This window comes from Cryptosporangium sp. NPDC051539, from assembly GCF_044454545.1.
Classification (GTDB): Bacteria; Actinomycetota; Actinomycetes; order Mycobacteriales; family Cryptosporangiaceae; genus Cryptosporangium.
The window spans coordinates 316460-331166 of sequence record NZ_JBITDV010000011.1 but is presented as its reverse complement, the minus strand read 5'-3'; the positions used below and the strand labels follow the sequence as shown (position 1 = coordinate 331166).

The following is a 14707-nucleotide window of genomic DNA, read 5'->3' as shown; positions in this document are numbered from 1 at the left end:
GGCCGACGGCCCGCGATACACCGAACAGAACGGCACACTTACGGGTGTCCGGTCCGAAAACGACGGTTACGGAGCAGCGATGCCCACTTTGGCCAACGGAAAGCTCAGCTATCTCGAGATCCCGGCCGTCGACGTGCGGCAGTCCGCCGAGTTCTACAGCCGGGTGTTCGGGTGGGCTCTGCGTCGGCGGGGTGACGGCAGGCTGGCGTTCGACGACGCGGTCGGCGAGGTGAGCGGCGTCTGGGTCACCGGTCGGCCGCCGGCGTCCGAACCGGGCCTGTTGATCTACATCATGGTCGACGACGTCGAGAAGACGATCGCGTCGCTCGTCCAGCACGGCGGCGAGGTGGTGGCGCCGATCGGCGGCGAGCCGCCGGAGGTGACGGCCAGGTTCCGCGACCCGGGCGGGAACGTGTTCGGGATCTTCGAGCAGTAAGGGTCGGGGGTCCGGGTTTACCCCCGGGCGATGTCGCTCTCGAGGGGGACGTTTCGGCACCGGGCACGCGCCACAGTTGAGGTCAGCGGGGCAACACGCCCCGCCCCGTCAACTCGAAGGGTGTCTGATCATCATGAGCTCGGTGTCCTACGGCCGTCGCCTCGCCCGCCCGCGCAACGACCGGTGGATCGCCGGCGTCTGCTCCGCGATCGGCCGTCGCTACGGGATGTCCTCGAACACCGTCCGATTGCTCTTCATCCTGAGCTGCCTGCTCCCCGGCCCCCAGTTCCTCATCTACCTGGGCCTCTGGATAGCCATCCCCAACGAGTAGGTGGGCGGCCCGCCCGGGGCGGGCTCAGCGTCAGAACAAGCGCTACGCGCGCAGGACCAGGCCGGCTGACACCGCGCGGTGGTCGCTTCCGGGGATGGTGTGGGCATCGAAGGAGAACGCGTCTCCTCGGGAGTCGACGAGGACGTGATCGAGCGTCACCGGCGGGGCCTTGTTGCCGTTCATCGGCCAGGTCGGCACCAACCCCTTGCCGACCTCGGCCGCGGCGTCCACGTACCCCGAGCCGACCAGCTTCCGGAACGGCGAGTGGTCCAGCGACGCGTTGAAGTCGCCGGCCATGATCCGCACCGGCCCGGACCGCGACGCCCGCGGCAGCCGCGAGAGATCCCCCGTCCACCGGGCGACCGACCCGAACTCCTCCGGCTTGAAGATCGGCGGACGCGGGTGCGCGCTGATCACCTCGAGCACCGGCTTCCCGGGCCGTCGCAGCAGCGCGAACGTCTGGTCGAACCCCGACTTCGGGTCCACGGTCCGCGAATCGGTCAGCGGGTAGCGGGCCCAGATCCCGGTCCCGGACGCCCCGGGCAGCGCCCGCAGCGCCGAGTACGGGAACAGCCCGAGCGCCGAGAACTCCGCCGCCCACTCCGGCGTGAGCTCCTGCACCATCACCACGTCCGGCTTCGCGGCCCGGACGAGCGCGGCGAACGACGACACCGAGCCGGCGCCGAGCTTCGTGTTGAACGCGACCACCCGGAGCCGGTCTCCGGACGGCGAGCCCGACGGCAGCACCCGCGGCACCACGAAAAATCCGAACGCCACGACGACGACCACGGCCGCCACGAGCGCCCGCCACCGCCGGGTCACTGCCGCCAGCACCGCCGGGACCAGCGAGAACGCGGCCACGTAGGGCGTGAACGTGACCAGTTGCGCGAACGGCGTGCGGGTGTCGAACCCGACGCCCCGCACGAGCGCCCAGACCGCGCAGCCGACCACCGCCAGCCACAGGAGCCCGTTCCACAGTCGCGTCCCGGCCCGACGGGCGAGCCCCGCCGGTGCGGTCACGAAGCGGCCGTCAACGCTTCGTAGCCGGGCTTGATCACGTCGTCGATCAGTCGCAGCCGCTCGTCGAACGGCAGGAACGCGCTCTTCATCGCGTTGACCGTGAACCAGCGCAGGTCGGCCCAGCCGTACCCGAACGCCTCCGACAGGAGCGTGAACTCCTTCGACATCGACGTGTCGCTCATCAGCCGGTTGTCGGTGTTCACCGTGACCCGGAAGCGCAGATCGTGCAGCAGCCCGATCGGGTGCTCCGCGATCGAGGACGCCGCACCGGTCTGGATGTTCGACGACGGGCACATCTCCAGCGGGATCCGCTTGTCGCGCACGTAGGCGGCCAGCCGCCCCAGCCGGGCGACGCCGTCCCGCGGATCGACGAGTTCCGACCCGTCGGTCACCTCGATGTCGTCGACGATCCGGACGCCGTGCCCGAGCCGGTCGGCGCCGCACCACTGCAGCGCCTCCCAGATGCTCGGCAGCCCGAACGCCTCGCCGGCATGGATCGTGAAGTGCCCGTTCTCCCGCTTGATGTACTGGAACGCGTCCAGGTGGCGGGTGGGCGGGAAGCCGGCCTCGGCGCCGGCGATGTCGAAGCCGGCCACACCGGCGTCCCGGTAGGCGACGGCCAGCTCGGCGATCTCGCGCGAACGCGCCGCGTGCCGCATTGCGGTGAGCAGCGTGCCGAGCCGGATCGTGTGGCCCTCGGCGGCGGCCTCGGCCGCACCGGCCTCGAACCCGTGCAGCACGGAGTCGACGACCTCGGTCAGCGCCAGCCCCTGCTCGATGTGCAGCTCCGGCGCGAACCGGACCTCCGCGTACACCACGCCGTCGCGGGCCAGGTCCAGCGCGCATTCCGCGGCGACCCGGGCCAGCGCGTCCTTGGTCTGCATGACGCCGACCGTGTGGCTGAACGTCTCCAGGTAGCGGACCAGCGAACCCGAGTCGGCCTGGACCCGGAACCACTCGCCGAGCTCGTCGACGTCGGTGGTCGGGAGGTCGCGGTACCCGGTCTCGGCGGCGAGCTCGACGACGGTGCGCGGACGCAGCCCTCCGTCGAGGTGGTCGTGCAGCAGCACCTTGGGGGCCCGAACGATGTCGGAGTAGGCCAACGGATCACTCATGCTCGCAGAGGCTATCCCAGTCCGTCACGGACCGTTCCACTGCAGTGACCAGCAACGATGTCGTTGCACGTTCGTTGCGGAGCGAACCGTGCGAGTTCATCCGGCCGTCATCTGCCACTGTCTTCACCCCTGGGTATCGATACCTGCGTATTAGGGGTCGGACCAGGGATTAATCAGGGTGCACACCGGATGCCCCCAGATGCCCGTCAACGAGAGGCTCAGCCCGTCAACGCGCCCGGCGGGGGTGCGGGCCGTTTACGAAGGGCAGAGCGATGTTCGGTCGGTTGAGCCGATTCTGTTTCCGGCACCGCTTGTTAGTGGTCGCCGTGTGGGTTCTCGCAATCGTCGGTGGCGTCTTCGCCGCCGGCCCCGTGTTCAGCTCGCTGGACAAGGGCACCAACGACGCCAAGTTCGAGTCGGTCGTCGGCAGCGACGTGCTCGACGCGGCGGAAACCGAAGGCGGCTCGGTCATCGCGGTCGTCGACCGGGTCGACCCGAACGCCGCCGCGACGAAGTCCGCCGTCGAGGCGGCCGCTGCCGACGTGCGCACGGCGCAGGGCGTGACGCAGGTCGACACCCCGTACACGGCCGGTCCGGCGCTGGTGTCGAAGGACGAGCGCGCGCTGCTGGTCATCGTCCACTACAAGAAGGACCTCGACTCCGACGTCGAGGACGCCTCGGTCGAGGCGGTCAGCAGCCGTCTCGACAAGATCGTCAGTGCCGACAGTGGCCTGGCCGGCGCGAAGGTCGAACTCGGCGGGGAACAGCTCCTCGGCCGGGAGATCAACGCGACCGTGCAGAAAGACCTCTCCACCGCGGAGATGGTGTCACTGCCGCTGACGCTGATCTTCATGGTCATCGTGTTCGGCGGGTTCATCGCCGCCGGTCTGCCGGTGCTCGGCGCGGTCGCGTCGGTCGCCACCGCGATGCTGACGCTCTGGGGCTTCTCGAAGTTCGTCGGGTTGGGCAGCGACACGGTCACGGTCGTCACGCTGCTGGGCCTGGGGCTCTCGATCGACTACGGCCTGCTCGTCGTCTCGCGCTACCGCGAGGAGCTGGCCGCGCTCGTGGCCGCCGCCGGTCCCGGCCTGACGCCCAAGAAGGTCCGGGTCGGCAAGCCGATCCTGCCGGCCGCACTGCGTGAGGAAGCCGCGGCCCGGGCCGGTGGCACGGCCGGCCGGACGGTCGCGTTCTCCGCACTGACGGTCATGGCCAGCTTCCTCGGCCTGGTTCTGGTCCAGATGCCGTTCCTGCAGGCGATCGGCGCCGCCGGTATCTCGATCGCGCTGGTCACGATGCTCACCGCGGTCACGCTGATTCCCGCGCTGCTCCGCCTGTTCGGCCGCCGGATCACCCCGGCGGGCGTGAAGCGGTTCCGCAAGGCCCGCCACGCGAACGCGGAGCGCGGAGTGTTCGCGGCGCTGGCCCGCGGCGTCCAGCGGCGTCCGCTGATCGTCCTGCTCGGCTCGCTCGCGATCCTGCTCGTCGCCGCGGTGCCGGTGTTCTCGACGAAGATCAGCAACCCCGGCCTGGGCGAGATCCCGACCTCGATCGAGTCCCGCCGGGTGCTCGACACGCTCGACGGCCGGTTCGAACGGCAGGAGGCGCCCGCGATCTCGGTGGTGGCCCGTACGGACGCGGCCGCGCTCGACCGGTGGGCCGCCGGTTTCGCCGACGATCCCGAGGTCCGTCGCATCGGCAAGGCCGAGCAGGTCCGCCCGGGCACGTCGGTCATCGCTTTCGACGTCAAGGGCGACGCCAACGGATCGGACGCCCGGCACCTGGTCGAACGCTTCCGCGCGGACCGTCCGGACGGCGGGCAGTCGTGGGTCACCGGCCAGGCCGCGTTCTTCCACGACGAGCTGACGCTCTACCAGCGCGATCTACCGCTGGCGGGTGGCGTGATCGCGATCGCGATGTTCATCCTGCTGTTCCTGATGACCGGGTCGGTGGTCGTGCCGATCAAGGCGCTGGTGATGAACCTGGTCTCGATGGGTGCGACGTTCGGCGCGATGGTCGCCGCCTTCCAGTGGGGCTGGGGCGCCGGGCCGCTGGACCTGCTGGTCAACCCCGGTCTCGATCCGGGCGTCCTGATGGTGATCTTCGTCTTCGCGTTCGGACTCTCGATGGACTACGAGACGTTCCTGCTGGCGAGGGTCAAGGAGGAGTACGACTCGGGGAAGTCGAACGACGAGGCGGTCCGGGCCGGGCTGCAGCGGACCGGCAAGATCATCACGTCGGCGGCGATCGCGATGGTGATCGTGTTCTCCTGCTTCGTCCTCGGTGACATCGGCACGGTCGAGCAGATCGGCCTCGGCCTGGTGGTCGCGGTGCTGGTCGACGCGACGATCGTCCGGTGCCTGCTGGTGCCGGCCACGATGACGCTGCTCGGCCGGGCGAACTGGTGGGCGCCGAAGCCGCTGCGCAAACTGCACGACCGGTTCGGGCTGCGCGAGGCCCCGTCGGTGGTCGTCCCGGCCCCCTCGGAGTCCACTCCGGAGCATGCCCTCAGTGGGGCGTCCGCACGAGACTGATCACACAGTCCGACGGGTGCAATTGCCTGCTAACGCAGGCAATTGCACCCTGCCGTTTGGGGGCGTGAACCAGTCAGTCGACGTGTCGGATCGACCGTTCGGCGCGAATCGGGTTAACGGTCCTGCACGCGGAGTCCCACCCAGGGCAGGATGTGCCGGGTGACGAGTTCGACGTACGACCTCCCCGCGGCCGTCGCCAACGTTCCGTTGTCCCAGGAGCGCTTCGAACGCACGATCGCGACGCTGACCGATGCCGAGATCCGCGAGCCGTCGGTGTTGCCGGGGTGGTCCCGCGCGCACGTCATCGCCCATGTGGCGCGCAACGGCGACGCGATGGTGCGGCTGGTCGAGGGTGCACTCGCGCATCGGACCGTCGAGGCCTATCCGGGTGGCCCGGTGGTTCGCGACGCGGAGATCGAGACCGGGGCGCAGAGCGACGCGAACGACCTGATGGACGAGGTGGCCTCCGCGAACATCAGCGTCGTGCACGCGTTCGCCCGGATGACCGCGCCGACGTGGGGCCGCCAGGTGTTGTTCCCGACCGGCGCCTACCCGGCGTCCCGGTGCGCGTGGGCGCGCTGGCGCGAGGTCGAGATCCACCACGTCGATCTCGGGCTCGACGTCTACACGATCGAGTCCTGGCCGGAGGAGTTCGTCAGCTGTCACCTGCCGCACGAACTGGCCAAGTTGCCGAACCGCCTGAAGCCGGGCGTCGCGGTGCAGGTCGGCCGGAGCCGGTTCGGCAGCGGTGACGTCGCCGCCTCGATCGACGGCCCGGATTCGGCGCTGCTGGCTTGGCTGCTCGGCCGGGTCGGCCTGGCCGCCCCGGCGCTCGCGATCAGCGGCACGCCGCCCGAACTCGCCGCCTGGAGCTGACCCCGCCGCCTTGCCCCCTCAGCGGGCAGGCAAGGCGGCCCACGAGCTGCCGTCCGACGTCACCCAGCTGCCGTTCGGGCCGTAGACCAGCACCTTGCCACCGAGGTCGTACACCGAGCCCTCGACGTCGGTCGCGTCGGTGATGCTGCCGTCCGGCGTCACGACGGCGACCCGGCCGTCGGACGCGATCACGGCCGCACCCGAGTCGGTGACGCCGATGCCGCTTCCGGTGTTGAGCCGGTATTCCTCCGGCAGCTTGACCGGGTTGAACGACCGCCCCGCGTCCGCGCTGTAGAGCAGCGACTGACGCAGCTTGCGGCCCGGCTCGGTCGGCACCGTCCCGCCGGTTCCCCCGTTGGCCGGGTCGCTGAGCGAGAGCGCCCAGGCCGTCTCGCCCGAACCGGCGATGTCGACGGTGGCCGCGGCCGCCGCGGGCACCCGGTTGATCGTCCACGACTTGCCGTTGTCGCGGCTCACCGCGAGCACCACCCGGCCGACGCCGTCGCGTCCCTGCACCCACAGCGCTCCGTCGGCGACCCTGGACGCGCCGACCGTCTCGGAGAGCTGGGGCGGGGGCGGCCCGAACGAGGCCGACGTGCCGTTCGGCCGGATCACCCGCAGGAACGGCTCGGCGCAGTCGACGGACTGAGCGCACCAGCCGACCAGGGCCTCACCGCTGCCGACCCGGTTCGTTCCGCCGAGCGGCGCGGCGCGCTGCGGCGCCCAGCTCTTGCCTCCGTCGGCCGTCCGTCGCGCCGGACGATCGGCCTCGACCTGGATCTCGGTGACGATCTGACCGCCGGGCAGCACCACGGCGTAGGCGTCGTCGAGCGGGGTGCTGGTCACCGGTGCGCCCGGCACATCGGCAGTCGACCAGTTCTTGCCACCGTCGGAGGTGCTGACCACCTGGTAGCCGCAGCCGTCGGCGGTGCACTCGGCCCGGACGAGCGCACCGTGGCCGGCGTCGGAGAAACGGCCACCGATCGGGATCCCGGAGTACGACTCGAGGCTGGAGCTCAACGTGTCGTCGCTCGTCGGCCCCGCGGTGTTCTGGGTGGTACCGGTAGCGGACCCCTGCCCACAAGCAGCCAGAAAGAGGACCACAACGGCAAGGAGAGGAACAGATGCCTTCATGGACGGCCGCGTGGGACGGCCCGTCTCCGTCACTTTCGCATCCCTTCGGGTCACTTCTGGCGCAGCAGCCTCAAGAGCGCCGCGCCTCGATACCACCCTAGAGAGGCACGGTCGTGGCGGGAGGGCTTTTAGCTCGCGAGATCGACCTCGTCCCAGCGCGGCGGCTCGGGATGGTAAGGACCACGGAAGGTAACCGCCCATTCCAGTGCCCAGCGTCGCTGGCCGATCACGTAAGGTAGCGTCACGCCGGGCGTGGGCTCGTCGTTCATCAGAGCCTGCACGTGACCCCAGTCGAGGCAGTAGTGCAGGTCGAGCAGCGCCGCGACCTCGACCGCCGGGCGGGGCCGGACGCCCGCGCGGGCCTGCCAGTCCACGAACGACTCATCGGCGCCGATATCCGGCAACCAGGCCGCGAGGCCCTCGCCGCAGTAGCGTCCCGGGTCGAGCTCCTCGCCGACGCCCAGCACCCAGGCGAATGCCCAGAGCGCCTCGACGTGCAGCCCGTACAGGTCGCCGGAGCCCTTCCGCTCGGCCAGGAATGCCCACTCCGGACCGGTCACGGCCTCGACCAGGCCGTTGCGCTCGAGCCAGCCGCAGGTCAGCTCCGCCGGTGCGCCGAACACCCCGGCCAGCACCGCGTTGAGCACCGCACACCGACCGAGCAGCTCCTCGGTCGGACGCAGCGCAACCGTGTCACCCTGCTCCCAGACCAACGGGTAGCCGTCCGGTAGCGCCGGGAACCCGAGATCGGCCAGGTCTGCCACCGTCGCGGCCCGGATCATCAGCGGGTCCGGCGCGGCGATCGGTTGCTCGTCCGGCTCGGACGTCCCGTCCTGGACGGACGTACGGCGGCGCGAGGGAACCGGTGGGCACACCACGGGTCAACCGCCGATCCGGCCGAGCACGAGTGGACCGGCCGTCTCCGCCACGGCGCCGACGGCGATCCCGCCGGACAGGGCGTCCAGCGCCGACGGAACGCGCCCGGCGTCTTCGGTGCGCAGTTCGAGGATCGAGTCGCCCGTGCGCACGCGATCACCCTCGCGCTTGTGCAGCATGATGCCCGCGGACGCCGAGACCGCGTCCTCCTTGCGCGCGCGTCCCGCACCCAGACGCCAGGCGGCCACGCCGACCGCGTAGGCGTCCAGCCGGGTGAGGACGCCGTCCCGCTCGGCCCGGACGACCTCGGTGACCGGCGCGGTCGGCAGCGGGGCCGACGGGTCGCCGCCCTGCGCGCTGATCATCGCGCGCCAGCTGTCCATCGCCTTGCCCGACGCCAGCACCTCGGCCGGGTCGGTGTCGAGCCCGGCCGCGGCCACCATCTCGCGGGCCAGCGCCACGGTGAGCTCGACGACGTCTGCCGGGCCGCCGCCGGCCAGCACCTCCACGCTCTCCTGTACCTCGACCGCGTTGCCGACCGCGTAGCCCAGCGGCGTGCTCATCGCGGTCAGCAGCGCGACCGTCTTCACGCCCTGCGCGGTGCCGATCGCCACCATCGTCTCGGCGAGCTCGCGCGCGTCGGCCTCGGTCTTCATGAACGCGCCCGAGCCGACCTTGACGTCGAGCACCAGCGCGGACGAGCCCTCGGCGAGCTTCTTGCTCATGATCGACGAGGCGATCAGCGGGATCGACTCGACCGTGCCGGTGACGTCACGCAGCGCGTAGAGCTTGCGGTCGGCCGGGGCCAGCGTGTCGTTCGCGGCGCAGACGACGGCGCCGACCCGGCGCAGCTGCGCGAGGTACTCGTCGGTGGTCAGCCGGGCCCGCCAGCCGGGGATCGACTCGAGCTTGTCGAGCGTCCCTCCGGTGTGGCCGAGGCCACGCCCGGAGAGCTGCGGCACCGCGGCACCGCACGCGGCGACCAGCGGGGCCAGCGGCAGCGTGATCTTGTCGCCGACACCGCCGGTGGAGTGCTTGTCGACGGTCGGCCGCGGGATCGCCGACAGGTCCATGCGGTCGCCGCTGGCGATCATGGCCGCGGTCCAGCGCGTGATCTCGGCCCGGGTCATGCCGCGCAGCAGGATCGCCATCGCGAGCGCCGCCATCTGCTCCTCGGCGACCTCGCCCCGCGTGTAGGCGTCGACGACCCAGTCGATCTGAGCATCGGTGAGGGCAGCGCCGTCACGCTTGGCCCGGATCACCTCGACTGCCGTGAAAAGCACCACACGCCTCCGCTAACTCACCCGGGCCACGATCGTACGCGGGACCTGCCGCCGGACCTCAGCCCAGGAACGCAACGCCACGCATGCACGCCGCTTTTTTCCGACAACTCGGTTACCTGGTGACCAGGTCCTCCGGCCCGAAGGCGTCCGGAAGCACGTCACGCATCGGCTTGACACCGGACACGGTGTCGAGCAGGCACTCCGGGCCACCGAACTCCCAGAGCAGCTGGCGGCAGCGTCCGCACGGCATCAGCCGGTTGCCGGACCGGTCGACGCACGCGACCGCGACCAGCCGGCCGCCGCCGGACGCCGCCAGCGCCGAGACCATGCCGCACTCGGCGCACAGCCCGAGCCCGTACGAGGCGTTCTCGACGTTGCAGCCGACGACGATCCGCCCGTCGTCGACCAACCCGGCCACCCCGACCGGAAACTTCGAATACGGCGCATACGCCTTCTCCATGGCCGCCGTGGCCGCGCCCCGCAAAACATCCCAGTCGATCTCGCCCATCACTCTCCCGACCATCGCGGCCACGCGTTCATAGTTCTGACCTGGAGCCCGTCCAGAGCGGCGCTGACAGTCGAGCGCGAGACCGCCTCGTATACCGAATACTCAAGGTCTCGCGCTCGCCTGTCAGCGTCGCTCTGGACGGGCCGCCCACCTAAGCCCCCCGGCGGTAGGGGAGACCGTCGGCGGCGGGCATGCGCAGGCGTTGGGTGGCGAACGCCAGGACGAGCAGCGTCGCGATGTTCGGCGTGACGCCGACGAACTGGTTCGGGACGTCGAACCCGGTCAGCGTCAGCACGCCGAGCACCACCGCCGTCGGCAGGTAGAGCGTCAGCGTGCCGGCGGACGTGCGTTGCCCCAGCCGGACGCCGAAGTACCCGATCGCGGCCGCTAGCAACAGCCCGAGCGTCACGATGCCGGTGGTGCCCCACCCGTCGGCGGCCGACACGGCCAGCGCCACGAACCCGGCGAACACCCCGACCGCGACCAGCCAGACGGCGCTCGGCGTCACCCGGCGGACCAGACCGCTCGGCCCGTCGGTCTGGTAGATCCGCCACATCTGCCGGATCGCCAGGTAGATCAGCGCGACCGCGGCGAACGCCAGCAGCGCGGGCACGGACGAGTTGTCCGACCGCAGGCGCAGCGCGTCGGTGTACCCGAACAGCAGCGCGCCGGCGGCGGTGCCGATCGGCGTCCAGTTGCCGAAGATCATCGCAGCGAGGCCGATGAAGCCGCGTCCGCCGGTCTGGCCCTCCAGGTAGGTGCCGCTGGAGACCGTCACCAGGTACACACCGCCGAGCCCGGCGAACGCACCGGAGATGACGACCGCGAGAAACTTCGTCCGGTAGACGTTGACGCCGAGCGTCTCGGCCGCGGCCGGGTTCTCGCCGCACGAGCGCAGGCGAAGCCCGAAGCTGGTGCGCCAGAGGATCAACCAGCTCAGCGGCACCAGCAGGATCGCCAGCACGGTCAACGGCGACAGCCCGACGAACACACCGCGGAGGATGCCGGCCAGGTCCGACAGGATCACCCAGTGCCTGCCCTCGAGCTTCCCGAGCGGGTCGTTGATCCCCGGGATGGACCAGGAACCCATGTCGTCGACCGGCGGTGACTGCCGCTCGCTGGCTTCCGGCTTGCCCTCGAAGAACACTTTGCCGAGCACCCCGCCGACGCCGAGCGCGAGGATGTTGATCGCGACGCCGGAGACGATCTGGTCGACCGCGAAGACGACGGTGGCGATCGCGTGCAGCGCACCGACGAGTGCGCCCGCGATGACGCCGGCCAGGACGCCGGTCCACGGACCCCACTGCCAGCCGGCCCAGGCACCGAACAGCGTGCCGACGATCAGCATGCCTTCGAGGCCGATGTTCGTGACGCCGGCCCGCTCGGTCCAGACGCCGCCCAGCCCGGCGAGTCCGATCGGGACCGCGAGCTGGAGTGCGGCCCGGATCGCACCGGCGGACGTGAGGTCGTCGGCGCCGAGCAGTGCCCGCACGGCGAAGAACGCGATCAGCACCGCGGCGAGGACGTAGTAGAGCCGCGTCCGGCTGACCCGCGCGACCGGTGACGGTCCCGCCGGCGCCGGAGCAGCGCCCGCATCGATGAGGCTCATCGCTCGTCCTCCCGCTCGCTGCCGCGCTCGCCCTGGCGCTCCGCGCCCGGCGGCGGTTCGCTGGGTGCCGGTTCGCTGGGTGCCGAGTCGCTGGGTCGCGACTCGCTGGGTGGCGGGGGTACGTCGCCGCCGCCGCCGGCGGCGGCGCGCGCTCGCGTGGCGTCCGCATCGGCGTTCTTCGACGGCGCGCCGACCGCGGCCGGAACCGGGGCCTCGGCGGAGAGGTCCTGGCCGGAGGCCAGCTGGCGGGCCACCTGGCGCGCTTCCTGCGCCTTGGTCCAGCGGTTGACGACGACGTACGCGATGACGACGCAGAACACGATCAACGCCTGGACGATCGACGCGACCTTGTCGGACGTGTCGTTCGGCGGGTCGAGGATCGCCAGCGACCGGGTCGTGACGTCGACCCAGCCCCAGAGCAGCGCGGCGAGTCCCATCCCGACCGGGTTGTTCCGCCCCAACAGTGCCACCGCGATACCGGTGAACCCGATGCCGCTCGGGAAGTTCAGCGAGTAGTTGTGCCCGCGACCCTCGAGCAGCTCCGGCATACCGATCAGACCGGCCACCGCCCCGGAGAGCAGCATGCTGATCAGGATCATCTTCTTCGTGCTGACGCCGCTGGCCACTGCCGCCGTCGGCGACTTCCCACTGGCCCGCAGATCGAACCCGAACCGGGTGCGGTCGACCAGCACCGAGTACAGGATCCCGAGGATCACCGCGACGATCAGGAAGCCGTAGACCTCCTTGCTGGCCGGCAGCTTCGGGTTCTGCACGGTGTCGGAGTCGAGCAGGCCGGACTTGCTCAGCGCTTCGATGATCGGGCGCGCGACCGGGTCGAGCGACGGGAACCAGCCCGACTCGGGGATCGGCTTCGTCCCGACGTCGTTGCCGCCGCCGGAGAGCACGCCAAGGATTCCGTCGCGCAGCAGGAACGCGATCACCGCGGTGGCGATCGCGTTCAGCATGATCGTGGAGAGCACCTCGCTGACGCCGCGCGTCACCTTGAGGATCGCGGCGATACCGGCCCAGGCCGCTCCGACCGCCATCGCGACGATCAGGATCACGCCGATGTGCAGCGGCGCGGGCAGCGCGATCGCGCCACCGACCGCGGCGGCGAGGAACGCGGCCAGCCGGTACTGACCGTCGACGCCGATGTTGAACAGGTTCATCCGGAACCCGATCGCGACCGCGAGCGCCGCGATGTAGAGGAACGTGGCCCGGTTGACGATGTCGACGATGTTCGCGGGCCGCTTGCCCGACTGCACCATCGCGTCCAGGACGACGCCCGGCTCCTTGCCCAGCGCGAGCAGCAGCAGCGTGACCAGCAACGACGCCATCACCAGGGCGAGGACGGGTGCGGCCAGCATGAGCCCGACGCGGCGGGCGCGCAGTGCGAGCGTCATGCCGCTTCACCGGCTCCGGTCATCGCAGCACCGAGCTCCTCGGGGGTGACGTTGTGGGGGTCGACCTGGGCCACGATGCGGCCGCGCAGGATCACGTAGAGGGTGTCGGACATACCGATCAGCTCGTCGAGGTCGGCGGAGATCAGCAACGTCGCGAGCCCGGCCGCCCGGGCCCGGCGCAGCTCGTCCCAGATCGCCGCCTGGGCACCGACGTCGACGCCCCGGGTCGGGTGGGCCGCGATCAGTGCGACCGGGTCGTGGCTCATCTCCCGGCCGACGATCAGCTTCTGCTGGTTGCCGCCGGACAGCGAGGACGCCGACACGTCGACGCTCGGCGTCCGGACGTCGTACTCGCGGACGATCCGCTCGGTGTCCTCACGCGCGCCCTTGCGGTTGATGAACGCACCGCGCGCGTTGGGCGGCTGGGTCTGATGACCGAGGATCCGGTTCTCCCAGAGCGGGGCGTCCAGCAGCAGCCCGTGGCGGTGGCGGTCCTCCGGGATGTACCCGATCCCGGCCTCCCGGCGACGGCGGGTGTCCCACTCGCTGATGTCGAGCCCGTTCAGGTCCACGGTGCCGGTCGACGCGCGCATCCCCATGATCGCCTCGACGAGCTCGGCCTGCCCGTTGCCCTCGACCCCGGCCAGCCCGACCACTTCACCGGCGTGCAACGCCAGGTCGACCGCGTCGACGACGGGGCGCCCGCCGGCCGCGAGCACGGTCAGTTGCCGCACGTTCAGCACGACCCGGTCGGTCACCGTGGAACCGCGCAGCTCCGGCTCCGGCAGCTCGCTGCCGACCATGAGCTGGGCCAGGTCGCGTGCGGTGACCTCGTTCGGGAGGACGGTCCGGACGGTGGTGCCGCGGCGGATCACGGTGATCCGGTCGGCGACCGCGCGGACCTCGTCGAGCTTGTGGGAGATGAACAGGACCGTGAGGCCCTCGGCCTTGAGCTCGCGCAGGTTGCCGAACAGCTCGTCGACCTCCTGCGGCACGAGCACGGCGGTCGGCTCGTCCAGGATCAGGATCCGGGCGCCGCGGTAGAGGACCTTGAGGATCTCCACCCGCTGGCGGTCACCGACGCCGAGGTCCTCGACGAGCGCGTCCGGGTCGACGCCGAGATGGTAGGAGGCCGCGATCTCGTTGATCTTCGCGCGGGCGCGCCGCCGGTCGAGGATTCCGAACCGGGTCGGCTCGCTGCCGAGCACGATGTTCTCGAGGACCGTGAGGTTGTCGGCCAGCATGAAGTGCTGGTGCACCATGCCGACGCCGGCCTTGATCGCGTCCGACGGCGAGGAGAAGTTCACCGGCTCGCCGTCGATCAGGATTTCGCCCTCGTCCGGCTTGTGCAGCCCGTAGAGGGTCTTCATCAGCGTCGACTTGCCGGCGCCGTTCTCGCCGACGATCGCGTGCACCTCACCGCGGTTCGCGGAGAGGTTGATGTCGGAGTTGGCGACGACGCCGGGGAAACGCTTGGTGATACCCCGTAGCTCGACGGCTGGGGGGCCGTCCGGGGCGGTCGTCTCGGAGATGGCCGTCTCCTCTCCTCGGCGGTGCGTAGGGGTTGATTACACAACCGGCC

General features: G+C 70.8%; 13 protein-coding genes. 4 read left to right on the top strand and 9 right to left on the bottom strand.

Going from position 1 to position 14707, the window contains the following annotated elements; translation table 11 throughout:
* Positions 1 to 79 precede the first annotated feature (79 nt).
* Both ACIBZJ_RS31860 and ACIBZJ_RS31855 read left to right on the top strand, forming a co-directional pair.
* On the top strand, positions 80 to 436 hold the full coding sequence (locus ACIBZJ_RS31860) for a VOC family protein (protein WP_395936182.1): 357 nt from the start codon (positions 80 to 82) through the stop codon (positions 434 to 436).
* A 133-nt stretch (positions 437 to 569) separates the two neighbouring features.
* Entirely contained in the window at positions 570 to 767 is a 198-nt protein-coding gene (locus ACIBZJ_RS31855; protein WP_395936180.1) for a PspC domain-containing protein, read from the top strand.
* A gap of 42 nt (positions 768 to 809) precedes the next feature.
* Here ACIBZJ_RS31855 and ACIBZJ_RS31850 read toward each other — a convergent pair whose 3' ends face one another.
* Positions 810 to 1787, bottom strand: coding sequence for an endonuclease/exonuclease/phosphatase family protein (locus tag ACIBZJ_RS31850; RefSeq protein WP_395936178.1), 978 nt, complete (start codon positions 1785 to 1787; stop codon positions 810 to 812).
* Positions 1784 to 2902, bottom strand: coding sequence for an adenosine deaminase (locus ACIBZJ_RS31845; protein ID WP_395936176.1), 1119 nt, complete (start codon positions 2900 to 2902; stop codon positions 1784 to 1786). The genes ACIBZJ_RS31850 and ACIBZJ_RS31845 overlap by 4 nt, the downstream gene beginning before the upstream one ends.
* 326 nt (positions 2903 to 3228) lie before the next feature.
* Between ACIBZJ_RS31845 and ACIBZJ_RS31840 the strand changes: the two genes are divergently transcribed.
* Positions 3229 to 5436: an MMPL family transporter gene (locus ACIBZJ_RS31840; RefSeq protein WP_395936174.1), complete on the top strand. Its 2208-nt coding sequence runs from the start codon at positions 3229 to 3231 to the stop codon at positions 5434 to 5436.
* 159 nt (positions 5437 to 5595) lie between these two features.
* A complete protein-coding gene (locus ACIBZJ_RS31835; RefSeq protein WP_395936172.1) occupies positions 5596 to 6312 on the top strand; it encodes a maleylpyruvate isomerase family mycothiol-dependent enzyme in 717 nt (238 codons plus the stop codon).
* 18 nt (positions 6313 to 6330) lie between these two features.
* Here the strand turns inward: ACIBZJ_RS31835 and ACIBZJ_RS31830 are convergent, their stop codons facing one another.
* The 7 genes from ACIBZJ_RS31830 to ACIBZJ_RS31800 form a co-directional block, all read right to left on the bottom strand.
* A complete protein-coding gene (locus ACIBZJ_RS31830) occupies positions 6331 to 7332 on the bottom strand; it encodes a hypothetical protein (protein WP_395936170.1) in 1002 nt (333 codons plus the stop codon).
* A 242-nt stretch (positions 7333 to 7574) separates the two neighbouring features.
* On the bottom strand, positions 7575 to 8324 hold the full coding sequence (locus ACIBZJ_RS31825) for a DUF4272 domain-containing protein (RefSeq protein WP_395936168.1): 750 nt from the start codon (positions 8322 to 8324) through the stop codon (positions 7575 to 7577).
* Between the two features lie 3 nt (positions 8325 to 8327).
* Entirely contained in the window at positions 8328 to 9608 is a 1281-nt protein-coding gene (locus tag ACIBZJ_RS31820) for a thymidine phosphorylase (RefSeq protein WP_395936167.1), read from the bottom strand.
* Positions 9609 to 9717: 109 nt separating this feature from the next.
* On the bottom strand, positions 9718 to 10113 hold the full coding sequence (locus tag ACIBZJ_RS31815) for a cytidine deaminase (protein WP_395936304.1): 396 nt from the start codon (positions 10111 to 10113) through the stop codon (positions 9718 to 9720).
* Positions 10114 to 10264: 151 nt separating this feature from the next.
* Positions 10265 to 11722 carry an ABC transporter permease gene (locus tag ACIBZJ_RS31810; RefSeq protein ID WP_395936166.1) on the bottom strand — a complete coding sequence of 486 codons (1458 nt, stop codon included), beginning with the start codon at positions 11720 to 11722 and terminating at the stop codon, positions 10265 to 10267.
* Entirely contained in the window at positions 11719 to 13125 is a 1407-nt protein-coding gene (locus ACIBZJ_RS31805) for an ABC transporter permease (protein ID WP_395936164.1), read from the bottom strand. The genes ACIBZJ_RS31810 and ACIBZJ_RS31805 overlap by 4 nt, the downstream gene beginning before the upstream one ends.
* On the bottom strand, positions 13122 to 14657 hold the full coding sequence (locus ACIBZJ_RS31800; RefSeq protein ID WP_395936302.1) for an ABC transporter ATP-binding protein: 1536 nt from the start codon (positions 14655 to 14657) through the stop codon (positions 13122 to 13124). Before ACIBZJ_RS31800 ends, ACIBZJ_RS31805 begins: the two co-directional genes overlap by 4 nt.
* Between the last annotated feature and the right edge of the window lie 50 nt (positions 14658 to 14707).

Excerpts from the sequence above, each read along its gene's own strand:
- ACIBZJ_RS31845 (WP_395936176.1), bottom strand. The coding sequence starts at position 2,902 with ATGAGTGATCCGTTGGCCTACTCCGACATCGTTCGGGCCCCCAAGGTG.
- ACIBZJ_RS31855 (WP_395936180.1), top strand. The coding sequence starts at position 570 with ATGAGCTCGGTGTCCTACGGCCGTCGCCTCGCCCGCCCGCGCAACGAC.
- ACIBZJ_RS31805 (WP_395936164.1), bottom strand. The coding sequence starts at position 13,125 with ATGACGCTCGCACTGCGCGCCCGCCGCGTCGGGCTCATGCTGGCCGCA.
- ACIBZJ_RS31815 (WP_395936304.1), bottom strand. The coding sequence starts at position 10,113 with ATGGGCGAGATCGACTGGGATGTTTTGCGGGGCGCGGCCACGGCGGCC.
- ACIBZJ_RS31860 (WP_395936182.1), top strand. The coding sequence starts at position 80 with ATGCCCACTTTGGCCAACGGAAAGCTCAGCTATCTCGAGATCCCGGCC.
- ACIBZJ_RS31810 (WP_395936166.1), bottom strand. The coding sequence starts at position 11,722 with ATGAGCCTCATCGATGCGGGCGCTGCTCCGGCGCCGGCGGGACCGTCA.